Source organism: Pseudomonas sp. P7758 (assembly GCF_013386485.1).
In the GTDB taxonomy this organism is placed as follows: domain Bacteria; phylum Pseudomonadota; class Gammaproteobacteria; order Pseudomonadales; family Pseudomonadaceae; genus Aquipseudomonas.
This window is the reverse complement of the sequence record NZ_JACARS010000055.1, coordinates 1-19,084: the sequence shown is the minus strand read 5'-3', so window position 1 is coordinate 19,084 and position 19,084 is coordinate 1. Positions and strand designations below refer to the sequence as shown.

Annotated in this window: 11 protein-coding genes; 8 read left to right on the top strand and 3 right to left on the bottom strand. The window is 62.6% G+C overall.

The window, feature by feature from the left end; translation table 11 throughout:
* Window positions 1-251: 251 nt before the first annotated feature.
* The 3 genes from HX873_RS11915 to HX873_RS11905 are packed head-to-tail and all read left to right on the top strand — an operon-like array spanning window position 252 to window position 4,812.
* Window positions 252-1,424, top strand: a complete 1,173-nt coding sequence (locus HX873_RS11915) for an efflux RND transporter periplasmic adaptor subunit (RefSeq protein WP_177122709.1) — start codon at window positions 252-254, stop codon at window positions 1,422-1,424.
* Window positions 1,425-3,395 (top strand): MacB family efflux pump subunit, encoded by a 1,971-nt coding sequence (locus tag HX873_RS11910; protein WP_177122708.1) that lies wholly within the window; start codon window positions 1,425-1,427, stop codon window positions 3,393-3,395. It begins immediately after the preceding gene.
* A gap of 7 nt (window positions 3,396-3,402) precedes the next feature.
* Window positions 3,403-4,812: an efflux transporter outer membrane subunit gene (locus tag HX873_RS11905; protein ID WP_177122707.1), complete on the top strand. Its 1,410-nt coding sequence runs from the start codon at window positions 3,403-3,405 to the stop codon at window positions 4,810-4,812.
* Between the two features lie 44 nt (window positions 4,813-4,856).
* On the opposite strand, the gene HX873_RS11900 is transcribed toward HX873_RS11905, so the two are convergent.
* Complete coding sequence (locus HX873_RS11900; protein WP_102369565.1) at window positions 4,857-6,485, bottom strand: PvdJ/PvdD/PvdP-like protein; 1,629 nt, start codon at window positions 6,483-6,485, stop codon at window positions 4,857-4,859.
* A 152-nt stretch (window positions 6,486-6,637) separates the two neighbouring features.
* Between HX873_RS11900 and pvdM the strand changes: the two genes are divergently transcribed.
* The 5 genes from pvdM to HX873_RS11875 all read left to right on the top strand — a co-directional run bounded on the left by pvdM (window position 6,638) and on the right by HX873_RS11875 (window position 14,569).
* A complete protein-coding gene (gene pvdM / locus HX873_RS11895) occupies window positions 6,638-7,987 on the top strand; it encodes a pyoverdine-tailoring dipeptidase-like protein PvdM (protein WP_008434503.1) in 1,350 nt (449 codons plus the stop codon).
* Window positions 7,988-8,014: 27 nt separating this feature from the next.
* On the top strand, window positions 8,015-9,292 hold the full coding sequence (locus tag HX873_RS11890; protein WP_003208551.1) for an aminotransferase class V-fold PLP-dependent enzyme: 1,278 nt from the start codon (window positions 8,015-8,017) through the stop codon (window positions 9,290-9,292).
* A 31-nt stretch (window positions 9,293-9,323) separates the two neighbouring features.
* Window positions 9,324-10,199 (top strand): formylglycine-generating enzyme family protein, encoded by an 876-nt coding sequence (locus HX873_RS11885; RefSeq protein ID WP_008434504.1) that lies wholly within the window; start codon window positions 9,324-9,326, stop codon window positions 10,197-10,199.
* Between the two features lie 157 nt (window positions 10,200-10,356).
* Window positions 10,357-12,006: a cyclic peptide export ABC transporter gene (locus HX873_RS11880; RefSeq protein ID WP_003208548.1), complete on the top strand. Its 1,650-nt coding sequence runs from the start codon at window positions 10,357-10,359 to the stop codon at window positions 12,004-12,006.
* Window positions 12,007-12,103: 97 nt separating this feature from the next.
* Window positions 12,104-14,569 (top strand): TonB-dependent siderophore receptor, encoded by a 2,466-nt coding sequence (locus HX873_RS11875; protein WP_003208546.1) that lies wholly within the window; start codon window positions 12,104-12,106, stop codon window positions 14,567-14,569.
* Between the two features lie 50 nt (window positions 14,570-14,619).
* Here the strand turns inward: HX873_RS11875 and HX873_RS11870 are convergent, their stop codons facing one another.
* On the bottom strand, window positions 14,620-15,582 hold the full coding sequence (locus HX873_RS11870) for an alpha/beta hydrolase (protein WP_134327024.1): 963 nt from the start codon (window positions 15,580-15,582) through the stop codon (window positions 14,620-14,622).
* A gap of 84 nt (window positions 15,583-15,666) precedes the next feature.
* The coding region (locus HX873_RS11865) for a non-ribosomal peptide synthetase (protein ID WP_177122706.1) at window positions 15,667-19,084 on the bottom strand (3,418 nt) is incomplete at its 5' end.

Sequence of the window (19,084 nt, the reverse complement as noted above, 5' to 3'; positions counted from 1 at the left end):
CCGACCGCCTGTAGGCGGCATTAGGTCCTTTGAGTACGAAGATAACGGCCGATTCGATGATGGCAGTTTGAGGTGCGTGTAATTTATAGTAATTCTCATCTAGTTTTAAACAAGACTTGCAACGCCGGCCAATTATTTTGCCTGACACACCTGTAACGGCATATGTAACGGCCTAAATCCCCGGACAATTTCCTCGTCTACCTGTCAGCTTCCCGCTCCTGCGGGCCGATCTTTCCTGGCTGGAACTCTGCATGAAACGTCCTCGACCTGCCCGACGCGCCCTGCTTGTGGTCGCGTGCCTGATCCCCGTCATCGCTTTAGCTGCCTGGCAGGTCCTGCCGCCGGGCCGGGACAAGCTGGCGACCGTCACCGTGACCCGGGGCGATATCGAAAGCAGCGTCACGGCCCTGGGTACCCTGCAACCCCGGCGCTACGTCGACGTGGGCGCCCAGGCGTCCGGACAGATCCAGAAGATTCACGTCGAGGCCGGTGCCCAGGTCAAGGAAGGCCAATTGCTGGTAGAGATCGACCCCTCCACGCAAAAAGCCAAGCTCGACGCCAGCCGCTATGCCATCGAGAACCTGCAGGCCCAGTTGCAGGAGCAACGGGCCCAGCACGAACTGGCCCGCCAGAAGTACCAGCGCCAGCAACGCCTGGAAGCCGGTAACGCCACCCGGGAAGAAGACGTGCAAACTGCCAGGGCCGAACTGAGCGCCACCCAGGCGCGGGTCGACATGTTCCTGGCGCAGATTCGCCAGGCCAAGGCCAGCCTGCGCAGTGACGAGGCAGAGTTGGGCTACACGCGCATTTATGCGCCAATGAGCGGCACCGTGGTCGCGGTGGACGCCCGGGAAGGCCAGACACTCAACGCCCAGCAGCAAACCCCGCTGATCCTGCGGATCGCCAAGCTTTCGCCGATGACCGTATGGGCCGAAGTCTCGGAAGCCGACATCGGCCATGTCAAACCCGGCATGACGGCCTACTTCACCACCCTGAGCGGCGGCAGCCGACGCTGGACCAGCACCGTGCGGCAGATTTTGCCGATCCCGCCCAAGCCGCTCAACGAAACCAGCCAGGGCGGTGGCAGCCCGAGCAACGCCAGCAAAAGCGGCACCGGGCGAGTGGTGCTTTACACGGTGCTGCTGGACGTCGACAACACCGATAACGCCTTGATGGCGGAAATGACCACCCAGGTATTCTTCGTCGCCGGCCTGGCCAGGGACACGCTGACCGCGCCGGTCGCCGCCCTGCAAGGCAGCCTCGGCGGCGACAAACAGATCGCCCGCGTGGTGGCGAAAAACGGCAGCATCGAGCAACGCGAAATCCGCCTGGGCCTCAGCGACCGCCTGCGAGTCCAGGTGCTGGAAGGCCTGAACGAAGGCGATCACCTGCTGATCGGCCCGGCCGATGGCAGCGGAGGTTGAATGTCGACCCCACTGATCGAACTCAAGGGCATCCGCAAATCCTACGGCGGCGGCGATACGCCGCAGGTTGATGTGCTGCGCGGCATCGACCTGGCGATCCATGCCGGGGAATTCGTGGCGATTGTCGGCGCCTCCGGCTCCGGCAAATCCACGCTGATGAATATCCTCGGCTGCCTCGACCGCCCCACCGAGGGCGACTACCTGTTCGCCGGAGAGAACGTCGCCCAGCTCGACAGCGACGAACTCGCCTGGCTGCGCCGCGAGGCCTTCGGTTTCGTGTTCCAAGGCTATCACTTGATCCCATCCGGCTCGGCCCAGGAAAACGTCGAGATGCCGGCGATCTATGCCGGCATCAGCGCCGCCGAACGCCATGCCCGCGCCAAGGCCCTGCTCACGCGCCTGGGCCTGGCCGAGCGCACCGGCAACCGCCCGCACCAGCTTTCCGGCGGCCAGCAACAGCGGGTGTCGATTGCCCGGGCGTTGATGAACGGCGGGCATATCATCCTCGCCGACGAACCCACCGGCGCCCTCGACAGCCACAGCGGCGCCGAGGTCATGACCCTGCTGGACGAACTGGCCAGCCAGGGCCACGTGGTCATCCTGATCACCCACGACCGCGAAGTCGCGGCGCGGGCCAATCGCATCATCGAGATCCGCGACGGGCTGATCATCAGCGACTCTGCCGACACCAGCGAGACGGCCCCCGTGGCGATCTCGGGCGCCTTGCAAGCCGTGGACCTGCGCCAGCGCCTGGCCGATGGCGCCGAGCACAACGGCGCCTGGAAAGCCGAGCTGCTGGATGCCGTGCAAGCCGCGTGGCGGGTGATGTGGATCAACCGTTTTCGCACGGCGCTGACGCTGCTGGGGATCATCATCGGCGTGGCGTCGGTGGTGGTGATGCTGGCGGTGGGCGAAGGCAGCAAGCGCCAGGTGATGGCGCAGATGGGCGCTTTCGGCTCCAATATCCTCTACGTCAGCGGGTCGGCACCCAACCCGCGCACACCACCCGGCGTGATCACCCTCAACGACGTGGCCGCCCTGGCGGCCCTGCCTCAGGTCAAGCGCATCATGCCGGTGAACGGCGCAGAGGCCGGCGTTCGCTTTGGCAACGTCGACCATATGGCGTATGTCGGGGGCAATGACACCAATTTCCCGGCCATTTTCAACTGGCCAGTGGTCGAGGGGAGTTACTTCACCGAGGCCGACGAGCGCGCCGGAGCCACGGTGGCAGTGATCGGCAAACGGGTACGCGACAAGCTGTTCAAGGATGTGACCGACCCGATCGGGCAATACATCCTGATCGAAAACGTTCCATTCCAGGTGGTCGGTGTGCTCGCCGAAAAAGGCGCCAGCTCCGGCGACAAAGACAGCGACGACCGTATCGCCATCCCCTACTCTGCCGCCAGCGTGCGCTTGTTCGGCAGCTATAACCCCGAATACGTAGTGATTGCCGCCGCCGACGCGCGCAACGTGCACGACGCCGAACAGGCTATCAATCAGTTGTTGCTGCGCCTGCACAACGGCAAGCACGACTTTGAACTGACCAACAATGCCGCGATGATCCAGGCCGAGGCACGCACCCAGAATACCCTGTCGCTGATGCTCGGCTCGATTGCCGCGATTTCGCTGCTGGTGGGCGGTATCGGGGTGATGAACATCATGCTGATGACCGTACGTGAACGCACCCGGGAAATCGGCATTCGCATGGCCACCGGGGCGCGGCAGCGGGACATCCTGCGCCAGTTCCTCACTGAAGCGGTGATGCTCTCTGTGGTCGGCGGCGTCACCGGCATCGGCCTGGCCCTGCTGGTGGGTGGCGTACTCATCCTCAGCAACGTGGCCGTCGCGTTCTCGATTCCGGCCGCCGTGGGGGCCTTCTTCTGCGCCCTGGTCACCGGCGTTATCTTCGGTTTCATGCCGGCCCGCAAAGCCGCTCGACTTGACCCGGTCAAGGCCCTTACCAGTGAATGATCGCCCTATGAAAGTGTCCCTGACCCTCCTCGCCGCCAGCCTGCTGCTGGCCGCCTGCAGCAGCCCCGCACCGCGTCCGGGCGCAGGCATGCGACCACCGCCCGCCTGGCACAGCGCAAGCGACGCAACGGCGCTGCGGGCCAACCAACAATGGTGGACAAGTTTCGACAGCCCCCAGCTCAACCAACTGATCGAACAGGCCCGCAGCGGCAGTTACGACCTGGCCAGCGCCATGGCCCGGGTGCGCCAGGCCCAGGCCAGCGCAGTGATAGCCGGCGCACCGTTGCTGCCTGAACTCACCGGCGCGTTCAATGCAAACCGCCAGAAGCTGCTGCGGGGCAAGGGCTACAGCCAGCTGGATGCCACCAGCAGCAACAAGGCCGTGGATTACTTCGATGCGCGCCTGAGCGCCACTTACGAAATTGATTTCTGGGGTGGCAAGCGCGCCGCCCGGGACAGCGCCGTGGAAGAGGTGCGCGCCAGCGAGTTCGACCAGGCCACCGTGGAACTGACCCTGCTGAGCGGTGTTGCGACCAGCTATACCCAGTGGCTGTCATTGCGTGAGCAACTGCGCATCGCCCAACTCAACCTGGACAACGCCCAAAACGTGTTGAAGCTGGTGCAGACTCGCCACGATGCAGGCTCCGCCACCGCCCTGGAACTGGCCCAGCAAAAAAGCCTCGTGGCCGCACAACAACGCCAACTGCCGCTGGCACAGCAACAGGCCGACGAGGCCTTGATCAGCCTCGCGGCACTGCTGGGCACACCGGTGCAGGACCTGCACCTGGCCCCGCAACCCTTCGCCCAATTGAACTGGCCGGGCATCGCCGCCGGTGTTCCCAGCCAACTGCTCAGCCGCCGTCCCGACATCGCCAGTGCCGAGGCCCGGCTGGCAGCAGCCCAGGCAGACGTCACCGTCGCCCGGGCAGCCATGTTGCCCACCCTCACCCTCAGTGCCGACCTTGGCTCGGGTGCCAACAAGCTCGCCGACGTAGTGCGCAGCCCGTTCTACAACCTCACTTCCGGCCTGGTCGCACCGATCTTCAACAATGGCCGCCTGAGCGCCGAGCGGGACAAGGCCCGGGCGCGCCAGGATGAGCTGCTGCAGACGTACCGGGGAGCGATCATCAATGGCTTTGCCGATGTGGAAAAAGCCCTGAGCAGCATTCGCGGGCTGGATGCGCAGCGGCAGTGGCAGAGCGAGGAACTGAGGGAGGCGCAGACTGCCTTTGAGATTGCCCAGAGCCGCTATGAAGCCGGGGCGGAGGACTTGCTGACGGTGCTGGAGACGCAGCGCACGTTATATGCGGCGCAGGACATGAATGTGCAATTACGCCGATCGCGGCTGAACGCAAGCATTGCGTTGTATAAGGCACTGGGGGGCGGCTGGCAGGTGCCAGCAAGCACAATCAACTGAATGAAAGCCGGGCTTGCCCGGCCCCAGCCGTTGAGCGGCGCGCTTTAGAGCACCCGCTCCTTGACCTTCAAATGGCGCGCGTACCAGGGACGCTTCGGCACCTTGCGAAACAGCCCGGCCAGCCTGTCCTCATCCGCCCCGAAGGTAATCCGCAGCGCCAGCTTCATGGTCTCCGGGTCCATCTCCATCGACTTGCCCATCTGCAACCCCGGCGTGGTGCTGCAACCATGGGTGTCCGGCCCCAGCCACGGGTCATCCACCTCCACCCAGCGCCCCGGCGCAAACCAGGGCACGCCGTTGACTTCCAGCCGGCTCACTTCACCCGGATGAAAACGCTCGTGGGCACGAAACCAATCCTCGATGCGGTCATCGATCCAACCATGAAAACGCCAGAACACCGGATTCACGTGAGAAGAAAACGGATCTCCAAGGAAGTCATTCTCTGCCACGTACCAACGCGCGGCAAAGTCAGCCGGGTCCCGTGCAAAAGGCACCGGCGCGCCGTTGGACGGGTCCCGCGGCACCGAGGCCCAGCGCATATGCAGCCAGTCGTGCAGGCCCAGCTCCACCTCAGAGCCGAACTGCCCCAATGTGAGTTTCGCCAGGTAGCGCGGGTCGCGGTACTGCGACTCCCAGACCTCAAAGTTACTGTGGTAAGTCTCGGCCGCCTTGATATCGCTGACCCACTGGGTATACGCACTGTCATTCGCCGCCATCCAGGTAGGCGGCAACGCGAAACCGTCATGATTGTCGAAATAGCGCACAAACCCCTGGCGATCACGCTCCAGCCCCGGCTGTGGCTGAGGGAAGTACGTCCACGATGGCAAGTCCTGCATCGAACGTGCGGCGCCCAGCATGTGCCGATGCATGAAAAAGAAGTCGATGCCCGAACCGTTGCGATCCTTGCGCGGCCCCCGTGCATCGCGCTCCCGGTCACGCGGACCAGGCTGCCAGCCGATCCCCCGCAAGGCATTACGCTTGTCTTCGGAGAGTTTGTGCCACTGGTCACGGGAAGCGTGCCAGAGCTGGTGAAACAGGCGATGTTCGGGAGCAATCAACCAGGCCAATAGAACCGGGTTGAGACCGATGCGCTCACGCGCCTCGGGAAACAGCCGCTTGGTGGCGACAAAATGATTGTCCCGTTCGAGCAGGGCCAATGGGCGGTCCAGGCTGAGGATCTGCCCGCTCAAGGTGCCGCTGCCGGCGTTACCGAATTCGGCCCAGACTTCATCAAGGGTCATTGTGAACTCGTAGGCTGGAGCCCCGTCCACGGCATCGCGGTCGATCAGGCGCCAGTACAGATGCGCCCCGTCGCCGGGAGTCAGGTCACCCAACACACGATAGCGCGGCTCGCCGTCGGCACGCAGTTGCTCGCCAGTGTCGAGGTAGCCCCGCAGGCCACGCCCACGCGGGGCAACGTCGAGGAGCAATTCCAGGCCCTCCAGGGGCAGGCCTTTCAGGCCGGCATCGCGGCCTGCCAACTGCACATGCCACACGCCACGCAGGCTGTCCGCCAAATGCTGGCCGGCGGTGTCTGCCAGATCCACCGTGGCTTCGCCCGGGGTAATCGGAAACTCTTCACGCGTCAGCTCGCGATGGGCATAAAAGGCCGCAGGCACTGCAGCGCCAGTCAGCGCCAGGCCGGCGATGAACCCTCGTCGAGAAATCGTCATTGCTTTACCTGTGTCAGCCATCAAGCAGGCTTTATCCAAGCTAGAACGTTCGCTGACAGGGGAAATTTAGCACCGCGCCTCCCAGGCTTAAATTTTCCCGGCCATCGCTCGTTCATCCCAGATAGCAAAGGCCTCAACTGACTGAGATGGCAATGACAAAACCACGTTCGAAAAAGGCGTTGTACTTCGGCCTGCCGCTGGTCCTGGCCATTGGCGCCGGGGCCGGGTTCCTGGCTTGGGACCATTGGTTCAGGGGCAATGCCGGGTACCCGTTGGCGGTAATCAAGCAGGCCAATGAGATGCAGGACCGCCTGCTGTCGTTCGACAGTCACATCACCGTGCCGCTCAACTTTGGTACCGCCGGCAACGAAGCCGACAAGGACGGCAGCGGCCAGTTCGACCTGGCCAAGGCCAGCCGGGGGCGCCTGTCGGGTGCAGCCCTGACGATTTTCGGCTGGCCGGAAATGTGGAACGGCCCCAATGCGCCCCACAAGCCCACCGCGGGTTTTGTCGAAGAAGCCCGCCACCAGCAGGAGACTCGCTACAAGATCATCTCCGGCATGGTTCGCGACTTCCCCAACCAAGTGGGCATTGCCTACACCCCGGATGATTTCCGGCGTCTGCATGGCGAAGGCAAGTTTGCGATCTTTATCAGCATGCTCAACGCCTACCCGCTGGGTGATGACCTTAATCAGTTGAACCTGTGGACCGCGCGCGGCATGCGCATGTTCGGCTTCAGCTACATCGGCAACAACGCCTGGTCGGACTCGTCACGCCCACTGCCGTTTTTCAATGACTCACCCGATGCCCTCGACGGCCTCTCGGATATCGGCAAGCAAGCCGTGCATCGCCTCAATGACCTGGGGGTAATCATTGATGTCTCGCAGATGTCCACCAAGGCCCTGGAGCAAGTTGCGCAACTGAGCCGCACACCGATGGTGGCCTCCCACTCGGCGCCACGGGCGTCGGTGGACATACCGCGCAACCTCAGCGACAAGGAACTGCAACTGATCAAGAACAGCGGCGGTGTCGTTCAGGTGGTGGGCTTCCCAGCTTACCTGCGCCCCCTCAGCCAGCCCACCCAGGACAAACTCAACGCGTTGCGCGCGCGCTTCGACCTGCCGCCACTGCCCAACCTGGCCGTAGCCCTGATGCCCGGCGACCCGATCATCTCGGCCTGGCCAGAACAAAAGTTTGGCCAATACGCCAGTGCGCTGTACGCCATCCTCGAAGAAGAACCCAAGGCCACCCTCAAGGACTTGGGCGATGCCATCGATTACACCGTGCGCAAGGTTGGCATCGACCACGTCGGCATCGCCTCGGACTTCAACGACGGCGGCGGCCTCAAGGGCTGGGAGAACGTCGGCGAAGTGCGCAACGTGACTGCGGAACTGATCCAGCGCGGCTACTCCGAAGCCGATATCGCCAAGCTCTGGGGAGGCAACTTCCTGCGGGTCTGGGACCAGGTACAAAAAGCTGCCAAGCCATTGGCCAACCGCTGAACCACCCTCAATGAATGAAGTGAATTCATGACCGACCGCCGTACGTTTCTCAAGCAGGCCGGGCTTCTCGCCGCGAGCCTGCCGCTGGGCACTGCCATCATCCCCCAGGCACTGGCAGGCAATGCGGCACCACCTGGCGACCCTTGGGCAGGCTTTCGCCAACTGTTTACCCAGGACCCGGACTACCTGCACTTTTCGAATTTCCTGGTGGCCTCGCACCCCAAGCCGGTGCGTGAGGCCATCGAGCGCTACCGCGCGCAGATCGACCGCAACCCCGGCCTGGCCATGGATTGGGACCTGCAAGAGACATGGAAGCGTGAAGGCCAGGTGCGCGAATGGGCCGGCCGCTACCTGAATGCCAGGCCCGGCCAGATAGCCCTGACCGGCAGCACCTCCGAAGGCCTGGCGATGATTTACGGCGGGATCCAGGTACGCCCCGACCAGGAAATCCTCACCACTGTTCACGAACATTACGCCACCGCCTACAGCCTCGATTTCCGGGTACGCAAGGAAGGCACCCAGGTACGCAAGATCAAATTGTTCGAGAGCGCCCATTCGGTGTCCGTCGATGAAGTGCTCGGTTCTATCGAGCGCAATATCCGCCCCAATACCCGTGTGCTCGGCATGACCTGGGTGCAATCCGGCAGCGGCGTCAAGCTGCCGATCGGCGCGATCGGCAAGCTGGTGGATGAACACAACCGCAACCGTGACGACAAGGACCGCATCCTCTACGTGGTCGATGGTGTGCATGGCTTTGGCGTCGAGAACCTCGATTTCCCGGACATGCATTGCGACTTTTTCATTGCCGGCACCCACAAGTGGATGTTCGGCCCGCGGGGCACCGGGATCATTTGCGCCCGCTCGGAACAGAACACCGACGTGACACCGATGGTGCCGACCTTCTCCGAAGACACCAACTTCGCCACCACCATGACACCCGGCGGCTACCACGCCTTTGAACATCGCTGGGCTGCGGATGAAGCCTTCAAGCTGCACTTGCAGTTGGGCAAGCCGCAGGTACAGGCACGCATTCATCAGCTCAACGACGAACTGAAGACCCAACTGCTGGCGCACTCGAAGATTGAGCTGGTGACACCCCGCAGCAGCGAGTTGTCGGCAGGCTTCACCTTCTTCCGGGTCAACGGCCAGGACAGCCGCGACGTGGCCGCCCACATGATGAAAAACCGGGTAGTGATCGACTCGGTATATCGGGACGCCGGCCCGGTGATTCGCACTTCCCCGGGCCTGCTCAACACATCGGCCGAGATCCAGCGCTTCATGACGTTGCTGAGCCAACGGTTGTGACGCCTCTTTTTCATTTCAGCGAGATGCTCCCATGAACCATCACCCGCACCTGAAACCGCTGGCCGCAGTGATTCTGACAACACTGTGCAGTGCCCTGCTACCCGGGCTGGCCCAGGCGGCCACGCCGACACCCGGTAAAGTGTTCAAGGACTGCAAGGACTGCCCGGAAATGGTCGTGTTGCCCGCCGGTACGTTCACCATGGGCACCCCGGAAGACGAAGTGGGCCGCGAGCCTGATGAAGGCCCGATGCACCCGGTCACCTTTGCCAAGCCCTTCGCCATGAGCCGCTTCCAGGTCACAGCCGGCGAGTGGGACAGCTATGTACGCCAGTCCGGGGTCAAGATTGCCAATGGCGATGAACGACCCGGCCGCGAGTGCGTCGCCAGCAAGCCACGCTACCCCCAGGGGCCGCGCCAACCTGCCGTGTGCATGGACTTCGAGGATGTGCAGAACTACGTCGCCTGGCTATCGAAGAAAACCGGCCATCACTACCAGATGGTCAGTGAAGCCCAACGTGAATACGCCGCCCGCGCCGGCTCCACCGGCCCGTTCCCCTTCCCGTTCGACGAGGGCAAGGGCTACAGCATTGCCCAGCATGCCAACACCTACGGCCCGGCGGATGGCTACAGCTACTCGTCCCCGGTGGGCAGCTACCCGCCCAACGCGTTCGGCATGTACGACATGCACGGCAACGTCTACGAGTGGACAGCCGATTGCTACAACGATGATTACGTCGGCGCCCCAAGCGACGGCAGCGCCTGGCTGACCGGTAAATGCCAGTTCAGACGCATCCGCGGCAACGACTGGGGGGAAGCCCCCGTGTTCTCCCGCTCCGGCAACCGCAATGCGTTGGTACCGGACAACCGCGGCGACTGGATCGGCTTTCGCGTCGTGCGGGACCTGTAAGGCAGCCAGCCCTCTAAATTAACCCTCCCCCCAGTCGTTTTACAGGTGTGTGTGACCCGTCATGCAACGCATTGCGGCGCACCACCGCCCTCTATGCCACCCAGGCCGAGCCCGCGACCGAAGCCGGGCCCGGCCGATCTTCAAGCAGGGAACCTCCATGAGCAAACCAACACGTGGGGTGATCAATGAATTGTTCACCCTGCTCAAACCCTTTCGGCTGATCGTTGTCGGCTCCATTCTGCTCGGCATGGTCGGCGGCCTCAGCGTCACGGTATTGCTGGCGACCATCAATACCGTGCTGCACGCCGACAACGGCCTGACCAACACCGTGGTCGGCGCCTTTGCCGGCCTCTGCCTGCTGGCACTGGTCAGTTCGATCTTTTCCGATATCGGCACCAATTATGTGGGGCAAAAGATCATCGCCCGGCTGCGCAAGGAGCTTGGGGAAAAAGTCCTGTCGGCGCCCATCGAACAGATTGAGCGCTACCGCAGCCACCGCCTGATCCCGGTGCTCACCCACGACGTCGACACCATCAGCGATTTCGCGTTCGCCTTCGCCCCGCTGGCCATTTCGCTGACCGTCACCCTTGGCTGCATGGGTTACCTGGCGATGCTGTCATGGCCGATGTTCTTGATCATGGTGGTCGCGATCATCATCGGCACGGTCGTCCAGTACATCGCCCGGGGCCGGGGAATCAAAGGCTTCATGGAGGCCCGCGACGCCGAAGACGAACTGCAGAAACACTACAATTCCATCGCCGAGGGCGCCAAGGAGTTGCGCATCCATCGTCCGCGCAGGCACCGCATGTTTGTGTCGGGGATAGAAAGCACCGCCGACAAAATCTGCGACACACAAATTCGTTCGGTGAATATTTTCGTCGTCGCCAAGACCCTCGGCTCCATGCTGTTTTTCGTGGTCATCGGGCTGGCACTCGCCCTGCAATCACTGTGGCCGAGTGCCGACAAATCAGTGATGAGCGGCTTTGTGCTGGTGCTGCTGTACATGAAAGGGCCGCTGGAGCATCTGATCGGCACCCTGCCAATCGTCAGCCGCGCGCAGATCGCATTCCGCCGTATCGCCGCGCTGTCGGAGCAGTTTTCCTCGCCCGAACCCCACCTGCTGCTCAGCGACCAAGGCAACCAGAGTACGCCGGTGCACAGCCTGGAATTGACGGACGTGTCCTACAGTTTCCCCGCCACCGAAGGCAGCGCACCGTTTCGCCTGGGCCCGGTCAACCTGAAGATCGAGCAAGGCGACATCATCTTCATTGTCGGCGAAAACGGTTGCGGCAAGACCACCCTGATCAAGCTGCTGCTAGGCCTGTACGCCCCGCAGCAGGGGGAAATCCGCCTCAACGGGCAGCCCGTGACGGCAGTGACACGTGACGACTATCGCCAGTTGTTCACCACGATCTTCGCTGACTACTACCTGTTCGACGACGTGGTGCAGGGCGATACCCATATTCCCGAAGATGCCAACCAATACCTGCAGCGCCTGGAAATCGGCCACAAGGTCAGCGTGCGTGACGGTTCGTTCACCACCACCGACCTGTCCACCGGCCAGCGCAAGCGCCTGGCGCTGGTCAATGCATGGCTGGAGGAACGCCCGGTGCTGGTGTTTGACGAATGGGCCGCAGACCAGGACCCGACGTTCCGGCGGATTTTCTACACCGAGCTGCTGCCGGATCTCAAGCGCCTGGGCAAAACCATCATCGTGATTTCCCACGACGATCGTTACTTCGACATTGCCGACCAACTGGTCCGCATGGAAGCCGGGAAAGTAGCCACCGAACTGCAACCGGCATGAATAAGTTAGATTCTCATTCTGGTTTTTCCGGCCTCATGCGTCTAATTAAGAATCGCTAACAACTACGCAACCATTAAAACCAGTAAGAGTGAGCACAATGTCAGCAATTGCGGGGATTCCACGTTTTACCAAAGCCTTGTTCATGCGCCGTATGCTGCAGCCGGGCTTCAGCGCCACCGCGTTCAGCATGGCGCTGGCGTTGCCGTTCAGTGCGCAGGTTCAGGCCCAGGAGATCAACTTCAATATCCCGGCACAATCGCTGGCAAGCGCCCTGCAGGCACTGGGCACCCAGTCGAACATGCAAGTGCTGTACAGCGCCGATGATGTAAAGGGCCAGCACAGCCAGCCGGTGAGCGGCCGGCTGTCGCCTGAACAGGCGTTGTCGCAGATGCTGGTGGGGACCGGCGCTGTGTTCACCGTTCAAGCCAACACCGTCACCGTACGTGCCCGGGCAACGGGTGATTCACTGGAGCTGGGTGCCACCACCATCAGTGGCCAGGCTGTTGAATCGGCCTACGGCCCCGTGGACGGCTACGTTGCCACCCGCAGCGCCACCGGCACCAAGACCGATACGCCCCTCCTGGAAATCCCGCAAACCGTCAACGTGGTCACCGCTAAACAGATCGAAACCCAGGGCGCACTCAACCTGACCCAGGCCTTGCGCTACACGCCAGGCCTGAACACCGGCGGCTTCACCGACCGCAATGCGATCGCCGACGAAATCACCAGCCGTGGCTTCGCCCCTACCCAGCTGTACCTGGACGGCGCTTACTTGCCCTATGCCGGCAGCCTCGGCGGCGCCCCGCAAATCGATCCGTATACCCTGGAGCGCATCGAAGTGCTCAAGGGCCCATCGTCGGTGCTCTTTGGCCAGAACCAGCCGGGCGGCCTGATCAACATGGTCTCCAAGCGACCGACCACCGAACAACGCAGCGAGGTCAAGATCGGTGCCGGCAGCTACAACCGGGTCAACGGCGCATTCGACACCAGCGGCCCGCTCGACGATCAGAAAGAGTTCAGCTATCGCATCGTCGGCGTCGCGAAGAAAGGCAACCAGCAGGTCGATCATACCCACAGCGAACGCATGCTGCTGGCACCCAGCCTGACCTGGGCCCCGAACGACGACACATCCCTGACCGTACTGGCGCAGATCCAGCGGGACCGAGGCCTGGAAGACTATCAGGCGTTGCCAATGATCGGCTCTCTCGAGCGCGGCCCCAACGGCAAACGCATCGACCGCAACTTCTTCTCCGGCGACTCGAAATACAACGACTACAAACGTGACCAGTTCATCCTGGGCTACGACTTGACCCACAGCTTCAGCGAAAACCTGAAAGGTCGCTCCACCGCCCGCTACACCGACGTACGCGACGACTATAAAGGCTTCTACCTGCGCAGCTTCGTCACCGATGCAGTCACCGGCGCGGTCGACCAGACCCGGGCCAACCGTGTCAAACTCGACTGGCGCCAGCACAACACCGCCTACACCATCGATAACAACCTGGAATACAAATTCAACACCGGCGCGCTGGAGCACACCACCCTGGTCGGCCTGGATTATCGCAACTTCAACCGCAAATACACCGGCTACAACGCCTACAACGTACTGCCGATCAACCTCTACGGCGAAAACAACAACTACGACACCAGCAGCCTGACCCCGGAAAAAACCACCAAGTGGGACAACACCGTGCGCCAGACCGGCGTCTACCTGCAGGACCAGATCAAACTGGACAAGTGGATCCTGACCATTGGTGGCCGTCAGGACTGGGCTGAAGTTGAAAACAAGGACCTGATTGCAAACTCCATCACCGAACAGCGTGACAACAAGTTCACCGGCCGTGTCGGCCTGACCTATGTCACCGACTTCGGGCTGGCGCCGTACGTCAGCTACTCCGAATCCTTCCTGCCGACCGTTGGCACTACCGCGCCCGAACGTGGCGGCAAGGCCTTCGCGCCGACCGAAGGCGAACAGTACGAAGTGGGTGTGAAGTACCAGCCGTTCGAGAAGACGCTGATCACGGCTTCCGTGTACCAGATCAAGCAGAAAAACGTGTTGAGCCAGGATAACGAGTACACCCAGTACTCGGTCCAGCAAGGCCAGGTTCGCTCCCGCGGTGTTGAACTGGAAGTCAAATCGACGATTGCCAACGTCGACGTACTGGCTGCTGCGTCCTACCTCGACGCGTTCTACATCAAGAACAACTACGGCAACACCGGTAACCGCACCGAGCAACAGGCACCGGTCTCGGCATCGCTGTGGGTTGACTACCACTTCACCCAGGCGGTGCTCAATGGCCTGACCTTCGGTGCCGGCGCCCGCTACACCGGCCCCAAACCCGGTGATGCTGCCAACTCGTTCGAGGTCCCGGGCTTTGTGGTCTATGACACCACCGTCAGCTACGACCTGAGCAAGGTATCGCCAAGCCTGCGTGGCGTGGAAACCAGCCTGAACGTGCAGAACGTGTTCAACCGCGAGTACGTGTCCCACTGCAACTACTCGTTCGGCTGCTACTACGGCCAGGAACGCGTCGCCTCGGTTGACGTGACGTACAACTTCTAGGCAACACCCACAAAAAAACCGGGCCTGGCCCGGTTTTTTTGTGCCTGTTCTCAAGCTGCCAGCGCGGCTCGCAATGCCTGGGTCAATTGAGCGTACACCTCGTCGATATCCGGCACCACGCTCTGCAGGCGCAGGAAATCGTGAATCAACCCGGCGTACTCGATCACTTCCACCGCCACCCCCTGTTCCTGCAACCGTCGGGCATAGGCACGCCCTTCATCCAGCAGCGGGTCATGACCGGCCAACGCAATCAGCGCCGGTGGCATGCCCGGGTACCCCGGCGCCAGCAATGGCGAGAAGCGCCAGTCAAGACGATCCGCCGCCTCCCGGGCGTAATGCCGGTAGAACCATTCCAGTGTCTCGGTCTCCAGCAGATAGCCCTCGCCGAACAGCTCGGTCGACGGGCTATTGGTAGAAGCGTCCGTCACCGGATAGCACAGCAGTTGCCAGCAGGGTTTAATTGCCAGCGTCGCGGGCTCGAGCACCGACTGCAACGCCAGCACCGTCGCCAGCGTGGCCCCCACACTGTCGCCACCGAAAGCCACGCGGGTGAGGTCCAGGCCTTCGGCTGCAGCGTTATCGGCCAGCCAGGCCAGGGCATCGGCGCCATCGTTCAGCGGCGTCGGGAACCTGTGCTCCGGCGCCAGTCGATAACCCACTGAAACCACCGCACACGGAGTTCTGGCGCAGAACTCGCGGCACACCCCGTCATGGGATTCCAGGCTGCCGACCACGTAGCCACCGCCATGGAAGTACACCAGCACCGGCAGGCTCTGCGCCGAAACGTCAGCTGGACGGTACACACGCAACGCCAGCGTCGCGCCATCGCGTGCCGTGAATTCGATGTGGCTGCAGCGCACCTGCGCAGGCGCCTGCCAGCGCAGTTGCGCGGTGGTGCGCTCGAACGCCTCACGAGCCTGGGCGGGCGTTGACAGGTGAAACGGCCCAGGACCGTCCGCCTGGCTTTCTTGCGCCAGGTCGAGGAAGGCATTGAGTTCCGGATGCAAGGACATCGCAGGTTTCCTTATGAAAAAGCCACAGACGAAAGAGGAGCCACAAGGGCCCCTCTTTGTATAACGATGGATCGGCCTCAATCCTTAAGCCGCTTGTGCCACGCAATGCTCGATCAGCGCCTCCAGTTCGGCCTGGTACTCTCGCATCAACTGTTCGACGGTTTCGGCACGGTAGCGGCGCGTGCTGAAAATACAGCGCATCGCCAGGCGTCCGTCATACACCTGCCCCACCACTTCCAGCCAATTGCCCAGGGCCGCCTGCGGGCTGTAGCAACTGCCATAGCTCTCCTGAGCCGGCACCAGCATCGCCTTGTCATCGAAGCTCTGGTCGAACTGCCCCAGGTAGTTGAAGGTGACACGCGCCTGGGGTGCCAGGCGCAAGGTATCGGCCATCGACACACCGCTCATGTGACGCAGGATGCCGTAGCCCAGGCCCTTGTTCGGTACGGCCGCCAATTGCCGCTGCACCGCACGCACCGAGCTCCCGATGTCAGCCCCGGCACCGGGTGCCAGGCGCACCGGGAACATGCTGGTGAACCAGCCCAGGCTGCGGCTCAGGTCGATGTCCTTGACCAGGTCTTCGCGGCCATGGCCTTCGAGCTGGATCAATACCGAAGGCTGCCCGCTCCAGCGGCACAACACCCGGCTCAGCGCGGCGAGCAACACATCGTTGATCTGCGTCTGGTAGACCGCAGGCACTTGCTTGAGCAACTGCTGGGTATGCTCCTGCGACAGGCCCATCAGCGCGACCGACTGGTACTGCACCTGGTTCTTGCCACGCGGGTTATCGCACGGCAGCTCACTGCCCGGCTGGTCGATCTGCTCAAGCCACCAGGCTTGCTCCTGCGCCGGATAATTCGCCGCGTACGCTTGCAGACCCTCGGCCCAGGCCCGGTAGCTGCTGGTACGAATCGGCAGGGCCGGCGCCTGGCCATTGCGGTAAGCCTCATAAGCGACCTGCAAATCCTGCAGCAGCAAACGCCAGGAAACGGTGTCGATCACCAAATGATGGATCACCATCAATACCCGCACCTGGCCATCGCCCAACGTCACATGAGCGGTACGCCACACCGGCCCGTCTTGCAGGTCCAGGCTGCGCTGTACCTGTTCGGCGTACAGCTCAAGCTCCGCTTCATCGGCCACGGTGTGTTGCCATAACAAGGGCTCAGTGGCCCATTGCGCCTGCATGTCCTCCAGCGGCTGGTAATGCTGGCAATAGCGTGCGCCCACCTCACGAAAGCGCAGGCGCAGGGCGTCGTGCTGCTTCAACATGCAGCGCAATGCCAGCTCCAGCGCCGGCAGATTCAGCGCCTGGCGTGCACGCAGCATCAATGCCTGATTGTAATGGTGCGGCTCGCTCATACGCTGGTCGAACAGCCACTGCTGGATCGGAATCAGGTTGAACTGGCCCTCGGCGGCCACCTGCGAAACATCCTCGATCAGCGTAGCGACGGTGCTTGAACGCTGCTCGAAAATCGCCTCGATGGTCTGCCCGCGCATCAGGTCCCGCAGCTTGAGGTCCATCTTCAGTTCAGGGTGGTTGCGTACCCGCGAGACGACTTGCAGGCTGAGGATCGAGTCACCGCCCAACTCGAAGAAGTTGTCGGTGATGCCCACGCGCTCCACTTGCAACACATCAGCCCAGACCTGTGCCAGCAGTTGCTCGTCACGAGTACGGCCGGGAACATACTCGCCGCCCTTGAATTCAGGCTCCGGCAAGGCCTGGCGATCCAGCTTGCCGTTGGGCGTGACAGGCAGCGCCGCCATGCAGATGACCTGGGTGGGCACCATGTAATCCGGCAATTGCGCGCGCAAGTCCGCCTTGAGGCGATCACCGATGGCCATGCCATCGGGCGTCACCACATAACCGATCAGCTGCTTGCCCGACGCACTGTCACGGGCGATCACCAACGCGTCACTGACATCGTCCAGTTGCCGCAGGCTCGCCTCGATTTCCCCCAGTTCAATGCGAAAGCCCCGGACCTTGATCTGGTGGTCAATACGCCCGACGTAATCAAGCACACCATCAACACGCTGGCGTACCAGGTCGCCGCTGCGGTAGAGACGATCGCCCGGCGACCCGAACGGGTCCGGCACAAAGCGCTCGGCACTCAGGTCCGGACGACGGTAATAGCCGCGGGCAATGCCCTGGCCACCGATGTAGAGCTCACCGGCAATCCCCGGCGGCAGCGGGTTGAGGTCTTCGTCCAGCACGTACAGCGCGCGCTCGCCGACAGCACGCCCGATCGGCGCATAGGCAGCCTCGCACCGGGTGTCGACCGGGACCTTCCAGAGCATCGGCGTGACCACGGTTTCGGTGGGGCCATAGCCGTTGGTAAAGAACTGTGGACGCAGTGCCGCTTTCACTTGTTCGAAGGTCTGGTCCGGCACCGCATCGCCACCGAAGCAATACACCCGTACCGCGGGTGGTTCCTGTTGGCTATGGGCCGCGTACTCCGCCAACTGCTTGAGGTAGGCCGGCGGGAAACAGGCAATCGTGATGCCGTGTTGATGCAAGGCGTCGAAGGTCTGCTCCGGTGTCCACAGGCTGGCATCGCGGATCACCAGCGTGCCCCCGCTCAATAGCGTACTGAGCCAGCGCTCATGAGCGCCGTCGAAGGCAAATGACATGAAATGCAGCTCGCGGGTGCGCTCATCCATGTCATACAGCCCGGCGATGGCCTGGCAATGCATGCTCATCGGCCCATGCGCCACTGCCACGCCTTTCGGCCGACCGGTGGAGCCCGAGGTATAAATCAAGTAGGCCAGATTGGCGCCCAGCAAACTGCTGGCGGGCGGCGTGTCGCTGTAGCCGGCGCGGTCAAACGTGTCGATGGCCAGCTGCGCCAGGCCTTCCACCGCCGGAAGGCGCGCCTGCACCTGGCTATGGGTCAGCAACAGCGCCATCGCCGAGTCTTGCATCATGAACGCCAGGCGTTCGGGCGGATAGTCGATGTCCAACGGCACATAAGCCGCGCCGCTTTTCATCACCGCCAGTAACGCCACGATCATCTCGACGGAGCGCTCCAGGGCCACCCCGACCACCACTTCCGGCCCAGCCCCCAGCTCGATCAAGCGATGGGCCAGGCCATTGGCTCGACGTTCCAGCTCACCGTAGCTCAGCGAATCGCCCCCACACACCAGTGCCGTCGCCTCGCCACGCGAATCGGCATGGCGTGCGATCAGTTCCGGCAAGAGCTGCGCGTGATAGCTGGCATTCGGCGCCGCACTCCACTGCTCAAAGGCTCGCCACTGCTCGGCCCCAAGGCGCTGAAGGTTGCCCAGGCGCGCCGTCGGCGTAACGATCATGGCCTCGAGGGTGTCTTCCATGCAGCGGCGAATCTGCTCTACCGCCTCGACACTGAAGGCATTGCGCAGGAACAGATATTCGATCGACAACTGTTCGCCGAGATTGACCGCCAGGTCCATCGCAAAGTTGGTCACGTCATGGTTACGCGACTCGCCGAAACTCAGGCCGGTGTCCTGTTGCTCACCCAGGCGC